Raw genomic sequence first — 23,767 nt, forward strand, 5'->3', positions numbered from 1 at the left:
GATTTTATGATAATAGTGTCTATACTGGTGGAATTTCTGCCTGCCTTACCCTTTGACAGAACCGGCCGTCATCCCTGCTACAATTCGCTTATTAAAAAATAAAAACAGCAGCAGCGGAGGGATCGTAATCAGCAGAATATTGGTGAACAACAGATTCCACTGGGTAACATACTGACTTTTAAAATTGTAGAGCGTCGTCTGCACGGTGACATTGGCCGATCCCGGCAGAAAATATAGCGGATTGGCAAAATCATTAAAAATGGTCACTGCACACAGTACGATCACGGTCGCGGATACCGGCTGCAGCAGCGGCAGAATAATATTGAAAAAGAGCCGGAAGCCGCCGCAGCCATCAATCACCGCTGCTTCATCAATCTCGCGTGGAATCGCTGCCATGAATCCCTTGTACAGCAGCACACAGAATGGGAAATTCAGCGCTACTTCGACGAGAATCAGACCGGGCATTGTCTTAAACAATCCCATGCCATCCAGCACCCAGATCGTCGGTACAATCGCAGGCGGAATAATCAGCCCGACCAGAATCAGCAGATCCAGCGTCGGAGTGAGTCGATCCCTGCGCCGCTGCATCACATAACCAGCCATGCCGCACAGCACTACAAGAGCCAGTACCGAGACAATCGTCAGTACACTGCTGTTCCAGAATGCCCGTAGCAGCATATAATTCCTTGCCTGCACAACGGTCATGATGTTCTCCCACAGATGATAGGTCGATGGCAGCGCAAGGCTTAGATCAGCTGATTCCTGCGTGCTTTTTAGAGCATTGACGATAATGAAATAAAAGGGGATCCAGAAGACGATAATCGTGAACAGTATGCCCAGCAGCTCGAGTCCCAATCGGCCCATCCTGCGCCCAAGCGGAGTAGAACCGGATTGTGCGTGACCGGCGATGTGCTCCGATGACTTGATCGTACTCATAGATCCACCTCTCTCTTGTTCAGATACCGGTATAATGGAAAAGCCAGCAACGTCACGATAACGAACAGAATGACATTGCCCGCTGTAGCAAGTCCATAGAATCCACCCTGATACTGTTTGTAGATAATCGAGGCAATGACATCCGTTGTGAATCCGGGTCCACCCTGGGTCATCGCCCATACCAGATCAAAAGAGCGCAGACCGCCAATAAAGGACAGAATAATAACTGAGTTGGTTGCCGGACGACTCAGCGGCACGATAATATTCCAGAACTTGTGCCATGCACCGCCGCCGTCAATTTGCAGTGCTTCATAGTAGTCCGGTGGGATCGACAGGATGCCAGCAATATAGATCACTGTAGCAAACCCCACCCCTTTCCAAACATCCACCAGTGCGATCGACAGCAGAGCAACCCGTGTATCTCCGAGCCAGTCCAGTCCGGGCAGCCCTGCCCAGCCAAGCGCAGTATTAATAATTCCCTGCGTAGGATGCATCATCATGCTGAACGCAATACCGACTGCAATCGTACTGATCAGGGTCGGGAAGAATATAACCGAACGCAGATAATTGCGTGTACGCAGCCGGGACGTGAGCAGTACCCCCAGCAGCAGCCCCAGGATGACTTTGAGACCACAGGTGACAACCGCGTAGATCAGCGTATTCTGAAATCCAATCCGCAGTGACTGCTCCTGGAAAAACATCACAAAGTTATCCAGTCCGATAAATTCCCAATCTGCCAGGGTCCAGCGGGTGAAGCTGAAGAAAAACGACATCACTGTCGGCAGCAAAAAGATAACAAAGTAAATCACGGCTGCCGGCATAAGAAACCAGTATGAATACGTACGTCTGAATACCCGGTTCACCAGAATCCCTCCTGTTCCTGCTGGTCGTAATGACGATTAGCGCTTAGTAGACGGGCAGCAGCTTACCAGCCTTCCAGTCCCATCTGCTTGGCCTGCTTCTCGACATCCTGATCGTAGGAGGCTGCTCCTTCCGGTGCTTTCTTGATCCCGGCACCTACTTCAACAGCAATCTGCGGTAGACCCGGTCCTTTGATCGGAGAGACAAATTCCAGCGCAAGCGAAGTCTTGTTCTGATCAAAATACGGCAGCATATCCTTGACTGCCGACGGTATATTGCCCGGCATCTGTGCATCCTTGACCGGATATGGTCCGGTCGGTGTAGATACGGTAGCGATAGCAGCGGCTCCCTCTTTGGAAGCGATAAAAGCGACAAATTTCTTGGCTTCTTCCACATTGCTGCCGTTTTTGTATACATAGGCGGCACCCGGCATCCATACGGTCAGTCCGTTTTTGTCTGCACTATCACCAGGCTGGGCGAAGAATCCGATATTATCGACCTGATCCGGGAAGTTCTGCTGGATCACCGGCAGGGCAAAGGACAGCATCGGGTACTGGGCACCTTTGCCCTCGGCCAGCATCTTGATGCCATTATCATAAGTGGCAGCGAGAAAGTCTTTGTTCCAGTAACCTTTGTCGAATACTTGCTGCAACTTCTCAAAACTCCGCAGCGCTGCAGGCGTACCGGCAAACGTCGCTTGATGTGCCGTGAAGTCCTTGGCAAAATTCGGCGCTGCCTGGGCTACATTGTACTGATCCGCCAGCAAAATAACCTGTGCAGTCCAGCTGTCTTTCATCGTTCCGATCACTGGTGTAATCCCTGCAGCTTTGATTTTCTCATTGTTGGCCATCAGCTCATCCCATGTTTTGGGAACCGATAATCCAAGGTTTTTGTAGATTTTCTTGTTGTAGAACCAGCCGCCGCTCATCGTAGCGCCTACCGGTGCACCGTATACTTTGCCATTCATGGATACCGTACTTTTGAAATCATCGGATATATTGGCTTGAAAAGCCTCTCCGGTCAGATCTTCCATATTCGCTTCCGGCGATAGTACTGTCATCAGGGAACCCGAATTGTAAAAGAACACGTCGGTCATATCGCCTGTCGCGAGCCTTGTTTTGACCAGATTATCACCTTCGCTGCCACCTGGCCGCGTCTCGACTTCAACGGTAACGCCCGGATTTTTCTTTTCATAGGCAGCTTTGAGTGCATCGGCTACATTGACAGCATCCTGCGAATTATCGGTTAACAGTGTCAGATTAGTGCCTGATGCGCCGCCGGTGTCCCCGCTCCCGCCATTACCGCAGGCAGCCAGCATTCCGGTCATCATCAATAGGCTGATCAAGCTGGCCATATACCTGATTCCACGCTTACTCATCTCATAACCCCCTGATTCCTGTAATGTGATGTACTCATGGAGTATGTACTCCCTGATATGATTATTGTAAAAGGGGACAAGATAAAATGTAAGCGTTTCATTTATTGGATTCATGTCTGTTTTTTTCATGTTTTAGTACCCTGGACGAAAACGCAGCGTAATCATCGTGCCCCGGTTTACTTCACTCTGCACCTCCAGTACACTCTCTGGTCCATAGGCCAGTTTCATCCGTTCCAGTACATTGCATAATCCATATCCATGGGTGATACAGCTGATATCCTCCATACCTACACCATCATCTGCGACAGTAAAAACCAGCTGCTGGTCATGATACGTTCCGGTCAGGGTAATCGTACCTGTTCCTACCTTGGGTTCCAGACCGTGATAGATCGCATTCTCCACTAATGGTTGGAGCAGCAGCTTCATCACTTCCATACCTTTGACCGTCTCTTCGACCTGTTCGACATAGATAAATCGATTATTGAAGCGAATATTCTGGATATTCAGATAATGCTCGATATGCTTGAGCTCCTGATAGACAGTGATCGACTCCTTGCCTTTGTTCAGACTCAGCTTGAATGTCTCCGACAGACTGACCGCCATCCGGGCGACTTCGTGATTATTTTCCAGTGTCGCCATCCAGTAGATCGAGTCCAGCGTATTGTACAGAAAGTGCGGCTTGATCTGCGCTTGAAGCGCACGCAGCTCGGCTTCTTTTTCCTTGATCTCGGTCTGGATCAGCCGGCGGTTCAGCTCTTCATTTTCGATAACGATCCGTTTGAATGTCTCGCCGATGGTGCCGACCTCATCACGGGCGAACCGATTAGGCAGCTGCAGGGTACCCTGTGTCCAATCCAGCATCAGCTTTTTGAGCTGCAGAAGTGGACGGGTAATACTACCGGAAATAAAATACGATAGCAGTATGGCGATCAATCCCATCATCGCTGCGATACCAATCGTCGCATAGGCAATCTGATTGGACTGCTCCAGCAATGTATGACGCTGGACGAGATGCAGGAAAGTCCAGCCGGTTGTCATATTTGTGTAACGGCTGATCAGATACCCATCTTGTTCATACCCGGTGATCCGCTCGGACAGATTACTTGTATAGGACGTAGTCACCGGATCATTGCTGCTGCTGTAGACGGTCGCAACGCCATCCTTTTGGGCATCCAGCGCGAGGAAGCGCTCATACGGTCCACTGCTCTGAAATACATTACCGAACAGCTGCTTGTCGATATTGATCACGAGCAGACCAATCGGCTTGCCGGTCACGACCGATTCATCCCGTACCAGCTTGACCGTAGAAAAGGAACGGTTGGTCTCCCCAAACACATCTGCCGGAAAATACAGCACTTTCCCCTGAGCTTCATACGCCCGCTTGTACCAGGCCGTGTAGGCAATCGTGGAGCGTCCGGTAGTCTCATATTGTCCGGTATCATCCGAACGTCCGATACAGGATACACGGAACTTCAGATCGAACAGGCAGATAGAGCGAATATACCTCGTATCCACAATCCGGTCCCCCAGAATCTGCTGCAGATTGCTGGTTGCCTCATCTCCAAGCTCACCCGAGGATGTCGGCGGAATCAGGGGCCGAGCATTACTGCGGCGCAGATTCGCACTGACCGCATCGTTCGTTACAATCGATAGATGCAGATTCTGTATGTTGCGAAATAACAGGTCCGCCACTTCACTGGAGGTCTGGAGATGACCCAGATTATTGCGGCTATTAATATCAGTGATCATATTCTTGGTAATATTCGAGGAAATGAATCCGAGCAGCATAAGCGAAGGTACAGCCAGCACAATCATCGCTACCAGAAAACGGGTACGGATACGGCGAAAACGAAACAGCGGCAGCAGTCGCTCAAGCAGATTCTTCATGGTTCTCCTCTTGTCTGACCACGCCCGTGGGATTCACGGTATTGTCCGGGAGTCATGCCGAATGTCCGCTTGAACACTTCACCAAAATGACGATGATTGTAATACCCGGTCTTCTCGCTGGCTTCGTGGACACGCATTCCTTCGATCAACAGCCGCTTCGCGTGTTCCATGCGGATCCTGGTCAAATATTTGATATAGGAAATCCCCATTTCTTCCTTGAACAGCAGACTGAAATAGTTGGCATTCATCCCTACATGTTCTGCCACTTCCGGCAGGGAAAGGCTTTGTCCATAGTGCTGCTCCATATAGACCGTCGCCTGCCGAACTGCATTATGCTTGCCCGGTCCGCGAACAGCTTCCATCACATGCAGCAGTTTTTCCATCCGGCTGCGGCACCAGCCGAACATATTTTCCAGCGTATCCAGGGTATTCAGTTCCTGATAGAGTATCCGCATCGACGGCAGCGCCTGGCTGGCATCTTCTCCGGTCTCTCTCAGCACATCTGCCCCGAGAAAGAGCAGCTTGAGCATTTCCTGCTCTACCCGTTCAGGCGTCAGGCGTGCTGTACCGGTCCACTGCTCAAACGCATCCAGCGAATGCTGCAGTCCATCCTGATCACAGGCGCGCAGGGAAAAGACAAGCGCCTCTTCCCACTCGGACAGCTCCGGGTGATCTTCCTTCTCCTCGCCTACATCCTCAAACCGCACCCACCCGGTCTCCGCGAAAAAACAGGCATAACGGAGCGCTTTGCGCGCTTCTCGCCAGCTTCGCGCAGCATCCGCCAGCGATGAATAGGTTCGGCCGGAGGCGTAGACCGATTGCTCTGTCTCTTCCAGCGTAAGCAGGTACTCCCATATGGGCTCGGTTTTGTGCTGATCCACATCAGCATTTTCGCCAGGAATCCCGAGATGAAACAAGACCAGAAGCTGCTCCTCCGCAGTGGATACCTGCACGACTCGGCAGCACGGATGCTCTATAGCAGGAGTGCTTTTGCCATTCAGGGCAATCACGGTTACACCAGCAATCTCTTGTGCCTGCAATCCCAGCTGCTGATACAGCTTGTTTTCCGCAGCAGCTCCGACGAACAGCAGGTCGAGTACTGCCTTTTCCAGCAGATCTCTACGGCTTGCTTCATAGCGCTGTTTCATGACGCCGAACTGCTGCTCCTTTTCGATTCGCTCCATTGTTTTTTTCATCGTGGCTTCGATTTTATCGATAGTAATCGGCTTTTCCAGATAATCGATTACGCCCAGTCCGATCGCCCGGCGTACATATTCGAATTCATTGAAGCCGCTGAACACAATGCATACCGTATCCGGCTTTTCCCGCATGACCGCTTCGATCAGCTGTAGTCCATCCATCCCGGGCATACGAATATCTGTCAGGATGATATCCGGCTGATGGCTTCGGACTAATTCCAGTGCAGTATGTCCATTATCCGCAGTTCCAGCCAGCTCCACACCATAACGTGACCAGTCGATCATTCGTTTTAACCCTTGCAGTACAATATATTCATCATCAAAAATAGCGGCTCGCAGCATAAATATTTCTCCTCCTCTTCATTTGTTAACGCTTACAAAATAGTGAATATTTATGATCGGATTATACATTTTGTAGTTGTATTCGTAGAGGATGCATCAAGCTAGTATATGTTAGCCATTGTAGGACCGGGCAGATTCATTTGGCAATAGCCGAAGAGTTGGCACAGAAAAACCTGATGGATGTCCATCAGGCTGAAGGTTAATCGTTACAGAGCGATCTATTCTTGTTTGCTTATGAGAAGAATACCGAGAAAAAGTAACGTACAGCGGCCATCATCACGACTCCTGCGATTACGGTAATAGACAGGCTACGGGTCTTGATCGCAATCAAAAAGGTAGGAATAAGTACAATAATGACCTTCCAGTCGATGTGCAGGGAATGTCCTTCCTGGATCAGGAAATTATCTACGACCAGGGCTGTCAAAATACAGACTGGAATATAGGATAGCCACTTGAGTACCGGTGCAGGCAGATTCAGATTCCGTACTACCAGGAAAGGAATCACCCGAGGTATCATCGTCACCAGCGCACAGCCAATAATGATCATTAATGTCGTCCATTGCATGCTCATTTCTCGGTCACCACCCCAATTGTTGCTACGATGACAGTAGCGATAATCACCGCCAGCTGTGACGATACGATCAATGACAGTAGTAGCATAGCGATCACCATATAGACCATCAATCGTAAATAATTTTTCAGCTTGGCAGGGACCAAATGGCCCAGCTGCAGGACGAGCAGTGCGACGAACATTGCTGTCAGTGCATAATCCATGCCAAATTGCTCCGGATCGGCGATCCAGCTGCCAAACAATGCACCTACTACACAGGAGACGATCCAGCTGAAATAAGCAATCAGATTCAGCCCGTTCATCCAGTGATCATTCAGTGGCTTGCCCTGGGCGATCCGGCTCGCAGCTACGCCGAATGATTCATCGGTAACCAGCAGTCCAATCCCCATATTCCGAAGCAGCGAATAACGGGTAAAATGCGGAGCCAGCGTTGCACTGAGCAGAAAATTACGCAAATTCACAATGAACGTAGTCAGGATAATAGCAGATGCAGGTGCATGTACAGCCAGCATTCCGCAAATAATAAATTGTGCTGCTCCTGCATACACGAGTAACGACATGATCCCCATCTCCAGTACACTCAGATGCGAAGCCGCACCTACGATGCCTGCAGCCAGACCAATACTGATATATCCAAGCAGTGTAGGAATGCCGTCTTTGACTCCGTCTGCAAAGGTCGCCTCTTTGTGCTCCTCTGCTTCATCACAGCCGGGTTCTTCCGGAGGCTGAAGGGAATATCCAGACTGTTCGATCTGTACTTTCCCGTGATTTTCATTATTGCATCCTGAATGTTGATGCACCGTCTGAACATTGGACAAGCTATCCACTCCTCGCTGGCTCATTGTTATTCTTGTATGCTAAAATGAACTAAAGTTTATTATAGTATACAATTTTCTAATATAACATACATTATTCTGTTATATTAAACAATAGCTAAGGAGAAAATAATGGAACCTATCCAAAGTGTAATTGCCAAAAATCTGGCACGCATCCGTAAAAGCAAAAATCTGACGCTGGATCAGACATCGGAATTGACCGGTGTGAGCAAGGCGATGCTGGCACAGATCGAGAATGAGAAATCCAATCCAACGATCAGTACCCTATGGAAAATCGCCAACGGTCTCCAGGTATCTTTTACTACTTTTCTCAAGGAAGAGGAGGTACTTGTACGCCGCGTCAACATGAATGAAGTGAATATGATTATGGATAGTGACGACAAGTATCGGGTATATCCCTTTTTCCCTTATCATCCGGAAAAAAGGTTCGAACTGTATATCGTGGAGCTACTGCCCGGCTGTGTACACGAACCCAAAACACATCCCGGTGAAGAGTATCTGATCGTCAAACAGGGGTCCATGATCGTCGATCTCAAGGGAGAGCAGTATGAACTGACTGAAGGGGATGCACTGCAATTCTCCGGTACGCATCTGCATGGCTACTCCAATCCTACGGCAGAAAAAGCCAGCTTTTTCATGATGATGCATTATCCGGATGATACACTGCAATAGCGGTTTTACTTTGTCGAAAGTAGGTGGTAGGTATGAAATGGCGTCCGTATACCTTGTTATGGGTTACCGATCTGTATTATGAAGCCAAGGGCCGCAATTATTACGAGGAAGATCTTTTTCTGACTTCGCATCTGCGGCAGTACTTTCGGATTATCCTCTGTCATCCCGAAGATACCGAACCTTTTGAAGGTGCCGTCGATCTAATCGTATTTCGCAATGCAGGACCGGTCGCACCCTATCAGGATCAATACGAGGCATTTCGAGATCGGATTCGAAAGCTGCAGTTGAGGACGTATAACAGTCTGGATGGTCGTGCCGATATGAATGGCAAAGCCTATCTGCTGGAACTGACTGCTGCAGACTACCCGGTGATTCCTACTGTTGATCATATTGATCAGTTGCGTCGGCTTCCGGATAGCACCGAATATATCATTAAGCCATTCAATGGTGCCGATTCGCATGGGGTGCAGCGACTACCTGCCGATCGAGTGCAGCAGGCACTCACTGCTTGCAGCCAGCGGATGCTTATCCAGCCATATATTCCGTTTGAATATGAAGTTTCCTTTTATTATATTGACCATGAATTCCAGTATGCCCTGCATGCTCCCGATCCGCAGCAGCGCTGGAAGCTGGAGCTATATGATCCACAGCCAGCCGATTTTGCTTTTGCCGAGCAGTTTATCCGGTGGAATCATATCAGATGTGGTATCCAGCGCGTCGACGCCTGCCGGACAGCCAGCGGAGAGCTGCTGCTCGTGGAATTGGAAGATCTGAATCCGTATCTGTCCCTGCTGGATATCCCGGTAAATTATTCCCGCCGCTTTATCAGCCGGATGGTACAATCTCTTAAGCAGGCGATCAGAGCATAACCAAGCCAACTCCATCGGCAATACTCCTATATAAATAGACTCAGCTGATCATTCCGGTATGATCGGCTGAGTCTATTTACATGTATCTTCTTCTATAGCTTTATTCAGAAAATGGAGATCAATTCTCTCGTATACGCATGCCGCTCTTCCGCAAACAAGGCTGCCTGCGGGAACTGATCCACCAGCTGACCATCCTTCATCACCATGATTCGCTGGCTCATCTGATGAACAGCCGCCAGATCATGGGAAATAAACAGATAGGACAGGTTCAGCTCGGTACGCAGCCTGGTCAGCAGCTGCAGCACCGCTCCCTGGGAGATCACATCCAAACTGGCCGTCGGCTCATCCAGTACGACCAGCTGCGGCTCGATACTGATCGCACGGGCAATCGTTACTCGCTGACGCTGTCCGCCGCTCAGTTCATGCGGATACCGATCAGCGAGTGTATCTGTCAGCTCTACCGCTTCCAGCAGCTGACGGGTCAGATGCTGTTCGGATGAAGGCTGAAAATGCTGCAAGCTCAGTTCCTTGCGATACTGCCGGTAAGGATCAAGCAGGGAGTCCCGAATCCTGAGTTTGGGATTCAGCGCTGCCGACGGATTCTGGAAAACGATCTGGATCTTTTTCCGATGAGGATACAGCTGACGGTCATTCATCTGTTCGATAGATTGTCCGTCCAATATAATGGAGCCACTATCTGTCGATTCCATCCGCAGCAGACAGCGGGCGAGCGTGCTTTTGCCGCATCCGCTCTCTCCAACCAGCCCCACACATTCTCCCGGTTCAATAGCAAAAGAAACTTCATGAAGCACACGCTTATCCGGTGCATAGGATTTGTTCAATCGATTAACCTGCAGCAGACTCATTGTCCCGTCACCTCCTGTAATCCCGATGGCAGCAGATTACCCGGCTTCCGCAGTGTCGGTGCCGCTTGAATCAGCTGACGGGTATATGGATGCTGAGGATGATCCAGAATCCGGTGCTTGCCGCCGGTCTCGACGATCCGCCCTTCCTGCATAACCGCCAGGCGACTCGCATACTGACGAACATGACGCCAATCGTGAGTGATAAACAGAATCGCACATCCGGTCTCACGCTGCTTCTGTGCCAGCAGTTCCAGAATCCGGTGCCCGGAGACACTGTCCAGTGCAGTGGTCACTTCGTCGGCAATCAGCACATCCGGAGAGAGCATTAACGCCATCGCAATCGATACCCGCTGCAGCTGGCCACCGCTTAATTGAAAAGGATACCTTCGGTACAGCTCCGGGTCCAATCCGACCGACTCCAGTGCCTCCATGCCCTGCTGTTTGCGTATAGCAGCCGGAGTAATACCGTGTACCTTCTGGTACTCATCCAGATGCTGTCCAATCGTACGAAATGGTGTAAATGAACCTTGATAATCCTGAAACACATAGGCCAGTTTGCGTCCCCGGATATCACGCATCTGCCGGGCGGACAGACTTAGCAAATCCTGTCCATGCAGCTTGATCCGTCCATCCATCTGCAGATTCGGAGGCAGCATCCGTCCGGCTGCCTGGGAGAGCAGACTTTTGCCGCTGCCACTCTGACCGACCAGCGCGAACCATTCTCCTTCATGTACGGTCAGGGAGACGCCATCGACGATCGTCTTCTCCCTGCTGCGGATAGTCACCTGTTCCATCGATAGAATCATGACTGCACCTCCCTTTTCACGTCAAAACGATCCCGTAAATAATCGCCCAGCATATTCGCCAACAGCACTACCGATACAATCGCCAGACCCGGATAAATCATCAGCTCCGGTCGCGACTGGAAATAAGGTCGAGAATCATTGAGCATCGCTCCCCATTCCGGTGTCGGTGGCTGTGCACCCAGTCCAATATAGGAGAATGCCGAAATCAGCAAAATAATCTTGCCCAGATCGAGACTCGCCAGTACGAGCACATGACCGATCACATGTGGCAGCAGATGCCTGCGCATAATTCGGGCTGGAGATAATCCGTTGGTACGTGCAATCTGTACGTAATCCTTTTGGGCTTCGGACAGTACAGTACTGCGTACGAGCCGGGCGTAGTTGACCCATTTGACGATGACGATCGCCAGCACCAGATTGCCGATTCCTGCACCAAGTAATCCGCTTAGTACGATCGCTACAATCGTATCGGGAAAAGACAAAAATCCATCCGCAATCCGCATAAAGATCCGGTCGATCCAGCCGCGGCTATATCCCGAAATGAGTCCAAACGGAATCCCGATCAACAGCGCCGCTCCGAGTGCGAGCAGACTGTAACCGAGCGTCTGCTGTCCCCCGAGCAGCAGTCGTGTCAGCACATCGCGGCCCAAATGATCCGTACCCAGCGGATGCAGCATACTGATCTCCTGCAGACGATCTCCAAGATCGGTCGTATTGGGATCATATTTCAGCCACCCAAAGGCATAGATCGAAGCCATAACCGTAATTAAAACAAACAGAAATGCGATAATGCCCTGCCAGCTGTGCTTGCTGTGTTTACTGCGTTTGGGTATCGCAGGAGTAGATAATTCTCTCATCAGCCGGCCTTCCTTTCTTTGAGCTTCATCTCGGGGTTAAGGTAGCGATAGGACAGATCCACCAATGTGTTCACGACAAATACCAGTGCGGCCATGACCAGGATATACCCCTGAATCAGCGGATAATCCCGCTGCCGGATCGAATCCACGACCAGTTTACCGATACCCGGATAGGCAAACAGTACTTCCACGACTACCACTCCACCGATCAGACTGCCCAGACTGACACCAAATACCGTAATAACAGGCGGCAGACTATGACGCAGAGCATGTACCCAGAAAATACGTGCTTCACTGTATCCTCTTGCGCGCGCAGCCCGTACAAATTCCTGGCCCAGCGAATCTAGCAGACTCGAACGCAGTAGTCGTACATACACGCTGGAAATAGCCAGTCCCAATGTCAACGAAGGCAACAGCAGCGAGATCCATCCATCCCGTCCCATGGTCGGCAGCCAGCCCAGCCGTACGCCGAACAGATCAATCAGGATCAACCCGAGCCAGAAACTCGGTATCGCCGCTCCTATAATCGATAGTAACCGGCTTACCTGATCGATCCAGCTGTTCCGATATAGTGCGGACAGCGAGCCGAGCGGTAGAGCAATCAGCAGCATGATGACCAGTGCGCCGCCTGTCAGTTCCAATGTCGCTGGCAGTCCGCCCATAATCATCTTCATTACCGGCTGACCGGTCACATAAGACTGTCCAAAATCCAGCCGTACGAAATCCAGCAGCCACTGCCCGTATTGAACGAGCAATGGCTGATTGAATCCCATCTCTTCTCTTAATGCCTCCACCTGCTCCTGACTGACGGACAATTCATCCACATTCAGAATCGTCAGCACCGGATCGCCCGGTGCCATACGGATAAACAGAAAGCTGATAAAGGTAATAAATAATACAAATCCAAAAGTCTCCAAAAATTTGCGAATCAGAATCCGGCCCATTACATCACATCCAGCTTGTTGGTAATCATATAGTATTCACTGCGCGTCGTGACCCAGTTTTTCACTTTTTCTTCGTTATACGCTACGATGGTCGACGGATGCAGAACAAAGGAATTAATCACATTCTCGTGTACATAATCAGCAGCCTTTTCAGCCAGCACAGCCCGTTTCTCCGGCTGCACCGTCCGGTTCAATTGGTCGATAATAGCCGTCAGCTTAGGGTCTTCTGCTCCACTAAAATTCAGTGCGCCATCCGGATGATAAGTTGCATTCAGATAGTAGCCTGCATCCCCGCGCGGTGCAGTCAGATTACTGTAGGTCGCCAGATCCCAATCCCGATTGGCAGCCATATAATCTTCCGGTGTATCGATCTGGCGAATCTCCACTTCAACGCCGATTTTCTTGGCATCCGACTGGAATACCTGGGCAATCAGCGGCAGATCGGCTCGTGCCGGATAAGTCAGCAGGGTTAGCTGCAGCGGCTTCCCATCCTTTTGCATCTGACCGTTGACCAGCGAATAGCCTGCCTGTTGAAGATAGTCTACTGCTGCGTCCGCTCCCATGGGAGACGGTTCATAGGTAGGTGCAAATGGCAGTGACGGCAGAAAAGGTCCGGTTGCTGCTTCTCCATGTCCCAGCAGAATCGTATCTACAATCTTCTGCCGATCAATCAATGCATCCATTGCCCGGCGTACATTAACATCCTGCAGAGCTGGGCGCTCCATATTCATCGTCAACTGATGCACCCGGAAAGTCGATGTCGATTCAACCTTGATACCCGGCTCGGCATCCAGTGTATCCAGACTCTCCACTTCAGGACGGTATACGATATCAACCTGTCCGGAGCGTAGTGCCAGCGAACGGGCATTGGCATCCTCGTTAAAGGCAAAGGTCACTCCATCCAGAGGAGATGCTCCATCCCAATAACTGTCATACCGTTTGACTTCCAGCTTGCTGCCGGGTGTGAACGAAGCGAGCTGGAAAGGCCCTGTACCGACAGGCTTATTCACTATATCCGTCTCGGTCACATCGATAATCGAAGTGTTAGGATTGACTAGTTCCGAGATAAATTCCGGAAAAGGCTGGTTCGTAACAATCTGAAGAGTATTCCCCTCTGCCTGGATGCTTTTAATTTTGAGTGCATTTTTGACAGCGACACTCTCTGTCATAGCGCGCTCTAATGAAGCTTTGACCGAGTCTCCTGTCAGAGGCTTGCCATTATGAAAAGTTACATCATCCCGCAAATGAATCTTCCAGTTCTGTCCATCCGTACCTTCCCAGCTCTCCGCGAGCCATGGTGCTACAGTCAGATTATCTTCATCCAGACGAACCAGTGTCTCCGTAATTCCTGCGCGAATCGGTACATAGCTGGAATCGACATGCGGATCAAGCGAGTTGGTAGAGAAGTTATAGAGGAAGCTCACATGCTTGCCTTGTTCCTTGGCGCTTGAAGAAGGAGAAGAACAGGCTCCCAGCATCATGACGACAAGCAGTAGTACCGCCAATCCCATTAGGTATTTGCTTCTCTTCCCTCTACCATTTCTCCATTCACATGATGAATGGCCTGGTTTGGAACAACCTGTCGCATATGTAGAGGTATATTCATTATTTTGCTGTCCTGAAGTCTGTATGGGTTGGTTTCCCCTGTTGGTTGTACCTGTCTTATTCACAATTGTTCCCCCCGCTATACGTCTCTATTTAGTAATTATTACGATTTAACATTGCTTTTTATCTTATCGTAATGATTACTATTTATCAACCGAAAAAAGCGGATTTATCGAATAAAATGAATTTATATTCATATCCTTTTATATGATTTGTGAATTTATTTTTATATGAATCTGTAGGGGATAGATGGCGTATCCACACTTAGCAATCACTTCATTTATACTTGAGTCTGGAGTTAGCCCTGTGATACGATAACTGGAAATATTTTCAGGAGGTGCTGTAATGGATCAATCTAAGACAGATTCGATTATGCTGGATATTCCGGAGCATTTTGAAAGTAAACGCCTGCTGATCCGCGCTCCTCGATCGGGAGACGGCGCGGCTGTCAATGAAGCCATACGGGAGAGCATTGCCGAGCTGCGTCCATGGATGCCGTGGGCAAAAGATATCCCTACCCCTGAACAATCCGAAGCCAGTATACGACGCTCACGCGTGGAATATCTGGAGCGTGAAGATATGAGACTGCTGCTTTTCGACAGAGATACCGGACTGCTCGTAGGCAGCAGCGGTCTGCACAAGATAGACTGGAACTGCCGCAAATTCGAGATCGGCTACTGGGTACGCACCTCTTGTTCCGGTCAGGGATATATCACTGAAGCCGTTCATGCGATTACCGACTTTGCCGTGCTGCAGCTGCAGGCGAACCGCATTCAGATTTGCTGCGATTCCCGTAATGCAGCCAGTATTCATGTGGCACAGAAGACCGGCTTTACCCATGAAGGAACGATTCGCCTGGACCGTTTGAATCATGATGGACACTTACGCGAAACGATGATATTCGCCAAAGTACGAGGAGTAGAATTTGAATAAATGCCCCTTCCCTTTTAATTCAGATACAAACGCAAAACGATGGATCATTCTGTATATACAATACGAATGATCCATCGTTTTATGTTTGATAACCCTATATCCAATTGTTGCCTGCATGAACGTTATACATACGTCTCATCTTGCTTGCTCGCCGTCCGATCCTATGGATAAAGGAGCGGCACCATGATGCTATTGCCCTCGTGCCCGATGTGTTTTTTCTTAGTACATATGTCTTTCCCGCGGAATCAGCAGCGCTGCGATAAAGTAAAATATTATGGATGTACCTCCGGTCAGAAATACGCTAATTACAAACAGCAATCTCAGAAACGTGGAGCTCATCCCCAGAATTTCTCCGAATCCACCCAGCAGCCCTGTCATCATCCTGTCATTGTTGGAACGATATAATTTGTTCATTTTCCATACTCTCCTCTATAAAATATAATAATTATGTCTACAGCAGAGCGTACTCTTCTGTAGTTATACCTGTACGCTGTCTCGTTGATATATGTGATACTTTTAGGATATAGGAATACAGGGGCCTTTCAAACCGTCCTGCGGCTGTTTTGCAGCTTGGACTTTGGTCGGGGATGCAGCTGGACCTGTAGTGATCTTGTACGAAATGAACGCTGAATTTTTCCAAATATAATAGTGATGAGCTCGTCCATATAGCTGCAATATGACAGTAGCAACAAAAGAAATAATCAGCAGATGCAGAAGCGATTTGTAGAGATAAGCCGGTCAGTCGATTGGTGAAAATCCAGAATGATCGGGGTAATAGACACTAGAGGTGAATATCATATGACACTACTATGGATCGTTGTATTTGTACTGCTCCTGATGGCTGCGGGAGTCTTCACACGCAAACGAAAATAGCTGGCTTTTGAGCCAAAGTAGAACACTAGTAAATCACCAATAGAACACAAAAAAGACGCATACGGGGTATGCGTCTTTTTCAATATAGGTTGCTGGCCAGGCTAAAGCCGGTTGCTGCGATTTACCAGCTGGTACGTGGTGAATTCTGAATGGCGTCTGTTGCTTTGTCAATATCTGTCATCATGTCACGGATGCGATCCAATGCTTGCTGAATCTGCTTCTGGTGTGAATCCAGACGGTGGGCAATCGAACGAATCTGTTCCTGTGATGGCGGGTTCGGAGCATGCGAGAGTTCAATTAGTTCTTTCTCAATCGCATCAATACCGATCAAACCGGAGCCCAAGATCTCGATACCAAATTTGGCTTTATCCGCAATATGGTCAATTTTGAGAGCCGTTTCCTTGGCTTTCTGATTGCCCCACCCGGATATGTAGTTGGGCTGTCCACCTACCGGTGGTGTATAGTCATTCATGGAGATAAGCCTCCTTATTTCTGGTATTTGTCAGTGATCTCATCAATCTTGTTGGTCAGCTTATCAATCTCATCCGTCAGGTTATCGATCTCGTCAGTCAGTTTGTCGACGTCTTTGATATTTTTCTGTACTTCATCGACATTGCCTCCAGCAGCAATAACTTTGGACATTACTTCCTGTGCGATAGATGTAACCAGAATCTGTACATGGTCAGGTGCATTTTGTCCAACCTGCGCAACCAGACGATCCATCAGCGGTTTGATTTGAGACAGTGTAGCAGCGGCGTTAGTCAGTTCACGTCCGCAAGAATTCAACTCGGAGTCGATTTTATCGGCTACACGGTCAATTTTGGATTGTGTGATTTGGTCGATTTCTCTAATTACTTTATCGATGTCATTGGACATCTCGCGTACTGCGCCTTTACCTACGAGCATTGGCATATCCCCCATTGGTTTACATAGTATTGAATCACTTTGATTATAAGGTACAAACTTTACCCATTCAATCAAAAAGAAGGAAAATCTAGCGTCTTTTTGACTAATTTGATTTTCCTGACTTTCTATATTACGGCAAACCTTCAAAAAGGTTTTATATTAAAAAAAACTTTTATTTTCTACGTGTATTGCGGCTTAACCAAAAGGCGAGTAATCCCGTTCGTACAATACACTTCCACTGGCACTGTACATCGTAATCCGTGACAATTGCTCGGCCTGCTGGTGCTGCTGTTCTTGTTCGTCTTGCTTATCCCGTTGTTCCGGTTCGATTCTGCTGTCCATGTAGATGATCTGCCCCTGCGCCAATTGCAGTGTAGACACCAGGCCACCCCGGTATTCAATTCGAATCTGACGGATATTGGGATCATGGACATATCCATACACACTGCGAAATGCAAGGCCTTCCTGATACTGATTGGGCAGTGAAGCAGCACCTCCCGAGTCAGCGATCTGTACCCTCATATCCCGGTATACTTTCATTATATCCATACTAAGTTCATACCATTTATCATTGCTTCGATAACCGATGATCAGACCGGCATAGGGAACCTTTTGATACGTTAGACTGTAACTGGCTGCTGTCGCTTGGCCAGTATCCTGGCGCTCTACCACATGGATATCATGGTCTGGTATGTCTATTTTGTATAATTTCCAAATCTCCTTTGCAATCAGGGCTTCCAGTGACTTTTCGCCGGGTACAGGCAGACGCTCCCCATAACCTGTAGAACCGGAAAGGGGATCTGAAGCCGTATCCCGGTTCAATCGGACTGCATTCGCATCGGCTGCACATACACACAGCAGCAGTACTACGACTATCGTGATCGTATAGATTTTCATTGCGTTGTTCTCCTTAGCTTTCAATTATGTATCTAACCATCATGACATATGCCCGCTCCATTATCCACCTTTTACCAAATAAAGAAATGCTAATAAGCATACATACTGAGCAACCGATTACTTTGACGTTAACGAACGAACCCTTGCCCTCTAGTTGTCTATTGCTATGCTTATGCCGGATTGCATAGCCAGTTTGACCTTGTGTGCACACCAGGTTGTATACTGAGGATGTAATTCCACTTGAAAATAAGGGGTCCAGCCATGAGTCTATACACGATGAAAGAAATAATCGAACAATGTGAAACCACGGAAGATGCATTGCGTTACTATGAGAAAATCGGTCTACTATCAGCCGTTCAGCGCAAAGCTAATGGTCACCGTATTTACAGCCCCGCCGATAAAGAGAGACTACTGCTGATCCAATGCCTAAAAAAAGCCAATATGTCCTTGGAGGAAATGCGTCCTTTTGTCGCTCTTCACCAGAGTCGTGAAGAAGCCATGCAGCCAAAGACAGAACAATTGCTGCGCAGCTACCAGGAGCGAATCAAGCAGCAGCAGGAACATCTGCAGCAGATATGGGATATGATCGAACACAAGTTGAATAGTGGCGAAAATCTCGCCTTTAAGCCTGCTTCGAACTGAGTAATTGATCTTACGATTCGCTGTAAGCATATGGATATGTATGAGCCTGTAGGCTTGATCATGTTACACTGGCAGCGACTAAAGCATTTTATATATGGACTGGTCCAGGGGTTGACCTCGTGTGTGGACAAGGTTGTAGGATGATAATCGGCAGCACACAGCTATCTACAAGAATATAAACGCAGCTGTTCGCCGTTATCATTTTCAATAGCAGAGGAGCCCTATGATGAATACAAAAGCAGAGATTGGCAAGACAGGAATTGAGATTAACCGGATGGGATTCGGGGCAGGAGTAGTCGGTAACACTATGATGTATCCGCATGTCACCGAAGAGATGGGACGTACATTAATAGACGCAGTATTACAGCAGGATATTCAGCTGATCGACACTGCTTTTCTCTATGGTATGGGACGTTCGGAAGAGCTGATCGGTGAGGCCATTCGTGCTTTTGGTAAGCGCGAGCAGCTGGTACTCTCTACCAAAGCATCTGCCAATATCCAGATGACCGCGACTGGAATTCGGGTAGATAATCGTCCGGCAGCACTAAGACAATCGGTAGAAGACAGTCTGAGACGGCTGCAGACCGATCACCTGGATCTATTTTTTGTCCATTTCCCCAATTCCGATACACCGCTGCATGAGTCGGCAGGCGAGCTTGACCGACTCCGACAGGAAGGTAAAATTCGTGCGATTGGCGCATCCAATCTAAATATGGCAGAGTTACAAGATTTTAATGCGGATGGATATATGGATGTATTCCAGACCGAATATTCCCTGCTGAACCGACAGGCCGAGCAGCAGCTGATTCCCTACTGTCTGGAGCATACCATCTCGGTTATTCCTATTTATCCGCTGGCTTCGGGGCTGCTCGCCGGACATTATACGAGAGAACAGACTTTTCATGATGTGTCCCGGATGAATAATCCGATGTTCCAGAGAGAAGCCTATCTTGCTAATCTGGAGCGGGTAGATGCGCTGAAATCGCTGGCTTCCGACAAGCAAATATCTCTCCCACAGCTGGCCCTCGCCTGGCTGCTTAACCGTCCTGGTGTAGATCTGATTATTCCGGGTGCTACCCGTCCGGATCAACTTGCTAGTAATATGAGAACGCTTGATGTTGTATTGTCCGGTAGTGATATGGATCAGCTCGATATACTGAGTCGGTAAGTAGTAGTATCATGATTGGCGTTTTGAGTTTTTGTTACAAATGAGAATGCAATAATACGTATAGCCCAAGCGAAGGCTGGTTCCTCCAGTACCCTCGCTTTTTTCATTTTCACAAGATCTTTCGTTGGGACACTCTCATTATTTTAACAAACAAATGTTTATTCCTTTTCTTTTCTTCTCTCTTCTTTCTTTACTATCTTCTTCCATCCTCATGATCCAGCACTTGTACAACAGAAAGGTTCATTTCTTACAGGGGTTGCTTTTCCAGATACATACCGTTAGACTACTATCGACCAACTTATTAAATCTATTTTAAAAAGTATAGCAAAGGAGCCTGTTCCCTCATGCGACCGTTATCCCATAGTACCCAGCAGGTTAAGAAAATCAATATTGAGCTGGTTAAAAATACACTTCGTACGACCGGCACAGGAACCAAAGCGTCTATCGCTAGTCTGACCCGGCTGAGTGTGGCTACCTGTGGCACTATTCTTAATGAACTGGTACAGACCGGCGAAATTCTCGATCTTGGACCTGACGAGTCCAGCGGCGGACGCCCTGCCAGTCGATATCAGTTCAATGCCGACTATGCCAGTCTGATTGGCCTTATTATCCGCACAGAGAGCGGCATCCACTCGATCACCCATGCCCGTGCCAATCTGAACGGAGAGATTCTGGAGCAGTATACCAGAGAATATGAAGTAATCAACATACCGGTCATTGAGCAGCTGCTGGATGATCTGCTCGCCCGATATCATAACGTACAGGCAGTCGGTATCGGGATTCCCGGTGTTGCCCATAATGGACAGATCGGTATTTGTGATGTTGCCGAACTGGCGGGACAGCCGCTGATACAGATTTTGCAGCAGCGTTACGAGGGTCTGCAGATCATTATCCAGAATGATATGAATCTGACGGTATATGGACTGTATCATGAGCAAAACTATGAAGAAGACAGTAATTTTGCCGTGTTGACATTCCCCGAGAATCACTATGCCGGGGCAGGTTTTATTATTGGTGGACGTTTGCTTAGCGGTAACAGCTTTTTCAGCGGCGAGGTATCCTATCTGCCATTCGGCATCAGCCGGGAAGAACAGCTAAGGAAGCTACATACACCCGAAGGCGTTCATGCACTGGTCGTTCATACCATCATCTCGATTATTACGATTATCAACCCGGCTGCCCTCGTCATTACCGGCAGCGCCATCGCACCCTCTATGCTGGAGCAGATCGAACAGGACTGCCGGAAGCAGATTCCGTCCGAACATCTGCCGCAGTTGCTGGTCCAGCAGGATACCCGGCATGAATATCTGACCGGACTGATCACCATGACACTGGAAAGCCTGACCTACCACATTCAGCTGATTGAGCGAAATTAATCGCCCTATTTTACCCATTCTGGAGGACTATTATTGTGAATGCACCTGAACGCAAATTTAACCGAATCTATGCGATGCAGCTGGCGACTATTTTTATCGGCTTTATCGTGTTCGGTATCTCGGAAAATATCAAAGGTCCGGCGATTCCCCGTATCCAGTTCGATTTCAATCTGGATGAACAGCAACTGGGTACGCTGCTGTCACTCAACGCGCTGGGTTATCTGATTGCCTGTTCATTTACCGCTATCCTGGTACGTCTATGGGGCATCAAGGCTGTCAGTATTATCGCCTTTGGCTCCATGGTCTTGTCCGGCGTATTCATCTATCTGTCCCATACCTATCCGCTGTTTGCTTCATCTTATTTCTTTATGTATATTGGCAACGGGATGCTGGAGATTGCACTGGCAATTCTCGGCGCACGAATCTTCGTCAAAAACACCGGAACCATGATGAATCTGTCTCATTTCTTCTACGGACTCAGCTCTACGGTGGCTCCGCTGCTGGCAACCGGCGTTATGTCCCTCTCGGTATTCGGTCATGAGCTGGACTGGCGCGGCATGTATCTAGTGATGCTGTCCCTGTGTCTGCTGCCGATCGTGTTTGCGCTGCGCAGTCATTTTCCCGGTGATGATTTACCGCATGAAGACCGCATTTCCATGAAAACACTGACCCGTGATCCTGCGCTGTGGCTAATGGTTCTGATCCTGTCCTTTGGCGTAGTATCGGAGCTGGCAGTCGGTGGCTGGCTCGTCAATTTTCTGGAAAAAGCATATGCCTGGGATACGGTAAAAGCTTCCGGTCTGTTGTCCGGTTTCTTCCTTATGTTCTCTCTGGGACGGCTGCTGCTGGGTCCACTGACCGACCGTATCGGATTCGTACTGTCCCTGATTGTATTCTCTGCCTTCTCGGCGGTATGTACATTTGTCGCGATTGCCGGCGGGGAACGTGTCGCTTTTCTGTTTGCCCTGTCGGGAGCCGGTATTGCAATGATCTATCCGACCGTTATGGCATTTATCGCACGCCGTTATCCCAATGGCAGCGATACAGCCATTACGTTTGTCGTAACCTGGATGGGCGTTGGCAGCGTGATCGGGAATTATGTGATCGGCTGGGTTATTGATGGAGTCAAAAATGCCTACGGCGCCCACACCTCGATTGGACTACTGCGCGGACTGCAGGCAGGCTATGGATTCATCGGGCTGTGTGCGGCAATTTGTGCGATATCCGGGGTTGTCTTATTTGGATATTTGAAAAGAAGACAGGAACTGATTTAATCTTTAGATAATTATCATGCTGGCACTTCTCTCGTTTGTATTAAGAAATTCAATTTCATTTTTGACAACAAGTGATAATTTCTAAATATGATCTTACGCATAAAGAATATATCCATACTTTATAATAAGTAAATAAGTCAAAAAAGAAGGGGAAAAACCTATTAAGGCTTTTCCCCTTCTTTTTAGCTCGGTATTTGGCTTTGAATTGCTTGATCCATTTTCCAAATATAAACTTTATATCCTGAAGAGTACCAACTACTAAGAGGTGCATTTTTCTTATCTCCTGTATGTTGTGTTACATAAAAATGACCATCTTTAAGCAATGTGATCAAAGCAGTATGATTTATATCCCCATCACCGTCAAAATCGGCATTTACAGGATCGCCCATAGCAGCTTTTGAAGCAGTTGGAGCAGTTTTTGATCTTATCGACCAAAATTTATAAAAACTATTTGCTCCACCCCAGCTATGAGAAGGTGCATTAATCAGACTATCAGCATAATACCATGATGTACTTCGATTTACTAAACCAGTCCACTCTTCCATACCTCCGGCTAATAGCGCTTGAGAAACAAAGTTAGTACAATCATTCCACTTTTTCCAACATTCTTTAGAGCCAATAGAACACTTGTTGGATTTTGCATAATAAGAATATGATGGGTTTCTTCCATCCCACCACTTATACGCATAATCGCGAGCTTTGATTGAACTATAACCATTAGAATAAGCTGATGGAGATATTAATTGTGCTGTGGAATCTTTATAAACAGACTGTTCTACTGAATTCTCATGATCAAGCAGATTTTTTTGATTTTCTATAACCTCATTTGCGGTAGATGGCATAGTAGCTTTTTCAGGATCAGCTACTGGCATCAATTCAATTAAATCAACAATTTCATTTGTAGAAATTTCATTTGATGATAATTTTTTCTCATAACTTTCAATCATCTTATTTTTTCTTTTATTTTCATAGCGATCCATAAATCTAACATATTTTAGTATAGAGTCTTGATCTGAAGAAGGAAATTGATCCAAAGTAACTCCCAGACTAGGGCGTGTTTTAAAACTAA

Annotated in this window: 24 protein-coding genes; 7 read left to right on the forward strand and 17 right to left on the reverse strand. The window is 48.1% G+C overall.

The features are described from left to right. Positions 1 to 45 precede the first annotated feature (45 nt). The 7 genes from H065_RS0124010 to H065_RS0124040 all read right to left on the reverse strand — a co-directional run bounded on the left by H065_RS0124010 (position 46) and on the right by H065_RS0124040 (position 7,824). Positions 46 to 864: a carbohydrate ABC transporter permease gene (locus H065_RS0124010; protein WP_026136420.1), complete on the reverse strand. Its 819-nt coding sequence runs from the start codon at positions 862 to 864 to the stop codon at positions 46 to 48. Between the two features lie 68 nt (positions 865 to 932). Then, positions 933 to 1,757 carry a carbohydrate ABC transporter permease gene (locus H065_RS0124015; protein WP_051058756.1) on the reverse strand — a complete coding sequence of 275 codons (825 nt, stop codon included), beginning with the start codon at positions 1,755 to 1,757 and terminating at the stop codon, positions 933 to 935. A gap of 104 nt (positions 1,758 to 1,861) precedes the next feature. Continuing rightward, complete coding sequence (locus H065_RS0124020; RefSeq protein ID WP_017815653.1) at positions 1,862 to 3,175, reverse strand: ABC transporter substrate-binding protein; 1,314 nt, start codon at positions 3,173 to 3,175, stop codon at positions 1,862 to 1,864. Between the two features lie 132 nt (positions 3,176 to 3,307). Continuing rightward, entirely contained in the window at positions 3,308 to 5,062 is a 1,755-nt protein-coding gene (locus H065_RS0124025; RefSeq protein WP_017815654.1) for a sensor histidine kinase, read from the reverse strand. Next, positions 5,059 to 6,603 (reverse strand): response regulator, encoded by a 1,545-nt coding sequence (locus H065_RS0124030; RefSeq protein WP_017815655.1) that lies wholly within the window; start codon positions 6,601 to 6,603, stop codon positions 5,059 to 5,061. The genes H065_RS0124025 and H065_RS0124030 overlap by 4 nt, the downstream gene beginning before the upstream one ends. A 232-nt stretch (positions 6,604 to 6,835) precedes the next feature. After that, positions 6,836 to 7,174, reverse strand: a complete 339-nt coding sequence (locus H065_RS0124035; protein ID WP_017815656.1) for an AzlD domain-containing protein — start codon at positions 7,172 to 7,174, stop codon at positions 6,836 to 6,838. Continuing rightward, the gene (locus H065_RS0124040) at positions 7,171 to 7,824 is read right to left on the reverse strand and encodes an AzlC family ABC transporter permease (protein WP_238558025.1); all 654 of its coding nucleotides are present in this window, start codon (positions 7,822 to 7,824) and stop codon (positions 7,171 to 7,173) included. The genes H065_RS0124035 and H065_RS0124040 overlap by 4 nt, the downstream gene beginning before the upstream one ends. Before the next feature lie 297 nt (positions 7,825 to 8,121). Here H065_RS0124040 and H065_RS0124045 point away from each other — a divergent pair, with 297 nt between their 5' ends. Beyond that, positions 8,122 to 8,682: a helix-turn-helix domain-containing protein gene (locus tag H065_RS0124045; RefSeq protein ID WP_017815658.1), complete on the forward strand. Its 561-nt coding sequence runs from the start codon at positions 8,122 to 8,124 to the stop codon at positions 8,680 to 8,682. 32 nt (positions 8,683 to 8,714) lie between these two features. After that, the gene (locus H065_RS0124050) at positions 8,715 to 9,551 is read left to right on the forward strand and encodes an ATP-grasp domain-containing protein (RefSeq protein WP_017815659.1); all 837 of its coding nucleotides are present in this window, start codon (positions 8,715 to 8,717) and stop codon (positions 9,549 to 9,551) included. A gap of 104 nt (positions 9,552 to 9,655) precedes the next feature. Here H065_RS0124050 and H065_RS0124055 read toward each other — a convergent pair whose 3' ends face one another. From H065_RS0124055 to nikA, 5 genes are read right to left on the reverse strand one after another with little or no spacing between them, the layout of a single operon-like run. After that, entirely contained in the window at positions 9,656 to 10,417 is a 762-nt protein-coding gene (locus H065_RS0124055) for an ABC transporter ATP-binding protein (protein ID WP_017815660.1), read from the reverse strand. Beyond that, entirely contained in the window at positions 10,414 to 11,223 is an 810-nt protein-coding gene (locus H065_RS0124060) for an ABC transporter ATP-binding protein (protein WP_017815661.1), read from the reverse strand. The genes H065_RS0124055 and H065_RS0124060 overlap by 4 nt, the downstream gene beginning before the upstream one ends. Further along, positions 11,220 to 12,080: a nickel transporter permease gene (gene nikC, locus H065_RS0124065; protein ID WP_017815662.1), complete on the reverse strand. Its 861-nt coding sequence runs from the start codon at positions 12,078 to 12,080 to the stop codon at positions 11,220 to 11,222. The genes H065_RS0124060 and nikC overlap by 4 nt, the downstream gene beginning before the upstream one ends. Then, positions 12,080 to 13,024, reverse strand: a complete 945-nt coding sequence (gene nikB, locus H065_RS0124070) for a nickel ABC transporter permease (protein ID WP_017815663.1) — start codon at positions 13,022 to 13,024, stop codon at positions 12,080 to 12,082. Before nikB ends, nikC begins: the two co-directional genes overlap by 1 nt. After that, positions 13,024 to 14,535 carry a nickel ABC transporter substrate-binding protein gene (gene nikA / locus H065_RS0124075; RefSeq protein WP_017815664.1) on the reverse strand — a complete coding sequence of 504 codons (1,512 nt, stop codon included), beginning with the start codon at positions 14,533 to 14,535 and terminating at the stop codon, positions 13,024 to 13,026. The genes nikB and nikA overlap by 1 nt, the downstream gene beginning before the upstream one ends. Before the next feature lie 439 nt (positions 14,536 to 14,974). Here nikA and H065_RS0124080 point away from each other — a divergent pair, with 439 nt between their 5' ends. Continuing rightward, complete coding sequence (locus H065_RS0124080; protein WP_017815665.1) at positions 14,975 to 15,562, forward strand: GNAT family N-acetyltransferase; 588 nt, start codon at positions 14,975 to 14,977, stop codon at positions 15,560 to 15,562. A gap of 219 nt (positions 15,563 to 15,781) precedes the next feature. Here the strand turns inward: H065_RS0124080 and H065_RS0124085 are convergent, their stop codons facing one another. From H065_RS0124085 to H065_RS0124100, 4 genes are all read right to left on the reverse strand, one after another. Continuing rightward, complete coding sequence (locus H065_RS0124085) at positions 15,782 to 15,976, reverse strand: PspC domain-containing protein (RefSeq protein ID WP_017815666.1); 195 nt, start codon at positions 15,974 to 15,976, stop codon at positions 15,782 to 15,784. A 580-nt stretch (positions 15,977 to 16,556) separates the two neighbouring features. Continuing rightward, positions 16,557 to 16,907, reverse strand: coding sequence for a hypothetical protein (locus tag H065_RS0124090; RefSeq protein WP_017815667.1), 351 nt, complete (start codon positions 16,905 to 16,907; stop codon positions 16,557 to 16,559). 14 nt (positions 16,908 to 16,921) lie between these two features. Beyond that, complete coding sequence (locus H065_RS0124095; protein ID WP_017815668.1) at positions 16,922 to 17,341, reverse strand: hypothetical protein; 420 nt, start codon at positions 17,339 to 17,341, stop codon at positions 16,922 to 16,924. Positions 17,342 to 17,536: 195 nt separating this feature from the next. Next, positions 17,537 to 18,238, reverse strand: coding sequence for a hypothetical protein (locus H065_RS0124100; RefSeq protein ID WP_017815669.1), 702 nt, complete (start codon positions 18,236 to 18,238; stop codon positions 17,537 to 17,539). Between the two features lie 276 nt (positions 18,239 to 18,514). On the opposite strand from H065_RS0124100, the gene H065_RS0124105 reads away from it, so the two are divergent. The 4 genes from H065_RS0124105 (at position 18,515) to H065_RS0124120 (ending at position 22,698) form a co-directional block, all read left to right on the forward strand. Further along, positions 18,515 to 18,880: a MerR family transcriptional regulator gene (locus tag H065_RS0124105; protein ID WP_238558023.1), complete on the forward strand. Its 366-nt coding sequence runs from the start codon at positions 18,515 to 18,517 to the stop codon at positions 18,878 to 18,880. A 226-nt stretch (positions 18,881 to 19,106) separates the two neighbouring features. Continuing rightward, positions 19,107 to 20,048 carry an aldo/keto reductase gene (locus tag H065_RS0124110; protein ID WP_017815671.1) on the forward strand — a complete coding sequence of 314 codons (942 nt, stop codon included), beginning with the start codon at positions 19,107 to 19,109 and terminating at the stop codon, positions 20,046 to 20,048. 344 nt (positions 20,049 to 20,392) lie between these two features. Beyond that, the gene (locus H065_RS0124115; RefSeq protein ID WP_017815672.1) at positions 20,393 to 21,424 is read left to right on the forward strand and encodes an ROK family protein; all 1,032 of its coding nucleotides are present in this window, start codon (positions 20,393 to 20,395) and stop codon (positions 21,422 to 21,424) included. Positions 21,425 to 21,498: 74 nt separating this feature from the next. Next, positions 21,499 to 22,698, forward strand: a complete 1,200-nt coding sequence (locus H065_RS0124120) for an MFS transporter (protein ID WP_085983052.1) — start codon at positions 21,499 to 21,501, stop codon at positions 22,696 to 22,698. Positions 22,699 to 22,880: 182 nt separating this feature from the next. Here H065_RS0124120 and H065_RS0124125 read toward each other — a convergent pair. Next, positions 22,881 to 23,767, reverse strand: an 887-nt coding sequence (locus H065_RS0124125) for an amidase domain-containing protein (RefSeq protein ID WP_017815674.1), incomplete at its 5' end; no start/stop codon positions are given.

The sequence above is a fragment of the Paenibacillus shenyangensis genome, from assembly GCF_000346635.1.
GTDB lineage: Bacteria > Bacillota > Bacilli > Paenibacillales > Paenibacillaceae > Saccharibacillus > Saccharibacillus dauci.

Excerpts from the sequence above, each read along its gene's own strand:
- H065_RS0124010 (WP_026136420.1), bottom strand. The coding sequence starts at position 864 with ATGGGCCGATTGGGACTCGAGCTGCTGGGCATACTGTTCACGATTATC.
- H065_RS0124015 (WP_051058756.1), bottom strand. The coding sequence starts at position 1,757 with ATGCCGGCAGCCGTGATTTACTTTGTTATCTTTTTGCTGCCGACAGTG.
- H065_RS0124020 (WP_017815653.1), bottom strand. The coding sequence starts at position 3,175 with ATGAGTAAGCGTGGAATCAGGTATATGGCCAGCTTGATCAGCCTATTG.
- H065_RS0124025 (WP_017815654.1), bottom strand. The coding sequence starts at position 5,062 with ATGAAGAATCTGCTTGAGCGACTGCTGCCGCTGTTTCGTTTTCGCCGT.
- H065_RS0124030 (WP_017815655.1), bottom strand. The coding sequence starts at position 6,603 with ATGCTGCGAGCCGCTATTTTTGATGATGAATATATTGTACTGCAAGGG.
- H065_RS0124035 (WP_017815656.1), bottom strand. The coding sequence starts at position 7,174 with ATGAGCATGCAATGGACGACATTAATGATCATTATTGGCTGTGCGCTG.
- H065_RS0124045 (WP_017815658.1), top strand. The coding sequence starts at position 8,122 with ATGGAACCTATCCAAAGTGTAATTGCCAAAAATCTGGCACGCATCCGT.
- H065_RS0124050 (WP_017815659.1), top strand. The coding sequence starts at position 8,715 with ATGAAATGGCGTCCGTATACCTTGTTATGGGTTACCGATCTGTATTAT.
- H065_RS0124055 (WP_017815660.1), bottom strand. The coding sequence starts at position 10,417 with ATGAGTCTGCTGCAGGTTAATCGATTGAACAAATCCTATGCACCGGAT.
- H065_RS0124060 (WP_017815661.1), bottom strand. The coding sequence starts at position 11,223 with ATGATTCTATCGATGGAACAGGTGACTATCCGCAGCAGGGAGAAGACG.
- nikC (WP_017815662.1), bottom strand. The coding sequence starts at position 12,080 with ATGAGAGAATTATCTACTCCTGCGATACCCAAACGCAGTAAACACAGC.
- nikB (WP_017815663.1), bottom strand. The coding sequence starts at position 13,024 with ATGGGCCGGATTCTGATTCGCAAATTTTTGGAGACTTTTGGATTTGTA.
- nikA (WP_017815664.1), bottom strand. The coding sequence starts at position 14,535 with ATGGGATTGGCGGTACTACTGCTTGTCGTCATGATGCTGGGAGCCTGT.
- H065_RS0124080 (WP_017815665.1), top strand. The coding sequence starts at position 14,975 with ATGGATCAATCTAAGACAGATTCGATTATGCTGGATATTCCGGAGCAT.
- H065_RS0124085 (WP_017815666.1), bottom strand. The coding sequence starts at position 15,976 with ATGAACAAATTATATCGTTCCAACAATGACAGGATGATGACAGGGCTG.
- H065_RS0124090 (WP_017815667.1), bottom strand. The coding sequence starts at position 16,907 with ATGAATGACTATACACCACCGGTAGGTGGACAGCCCAACTACATATCC.
- H065_RS0124095 (WP_017815668.1), bottom strand. The coding sequence starts at position 17,341 with ATGCTCGTAGGTAAAGGCGCAGTACGCGAGATGTCCAATGACATCGAT.
- H065_RS0124100 (WP_017815669.1), bottom strand. The coding sequence starts at position 18,238 with ATGAAAATCTATACGATCACGATAGTCGTAGTACTGCTGCTGTGTGTA.
- H065_RS0124105 (WP_238558023.1), top strand. The coding sequence starts at position 18,515 with ATGAAAGAAATAATCGAACAATGTGAAACCACGGAAGATGCATTGCGT.
- H065_RS0124110 (WP_017815671.1), top strand. The coding sequence starts at position 19,107 with ATGAATACAAAAGCAGAGATTGGCAAGACAGGAATTGAGATTAACCGG.
- H065_RS0124115 (WP_017815672.1), top strand. The coding sequence starts at position 20,393 with ATGCGACCGTTATCCCATAGTACCCAGCAGGTTAAGAAAATCAATATT.
- H065_RS0124120 (WP_085983052.1), top strand. The coding sequence starts at position 21,499 with ATGCAGCTGGCGACTATTTTTATCGGCTTTATCGTGTTCGGTATCTCG.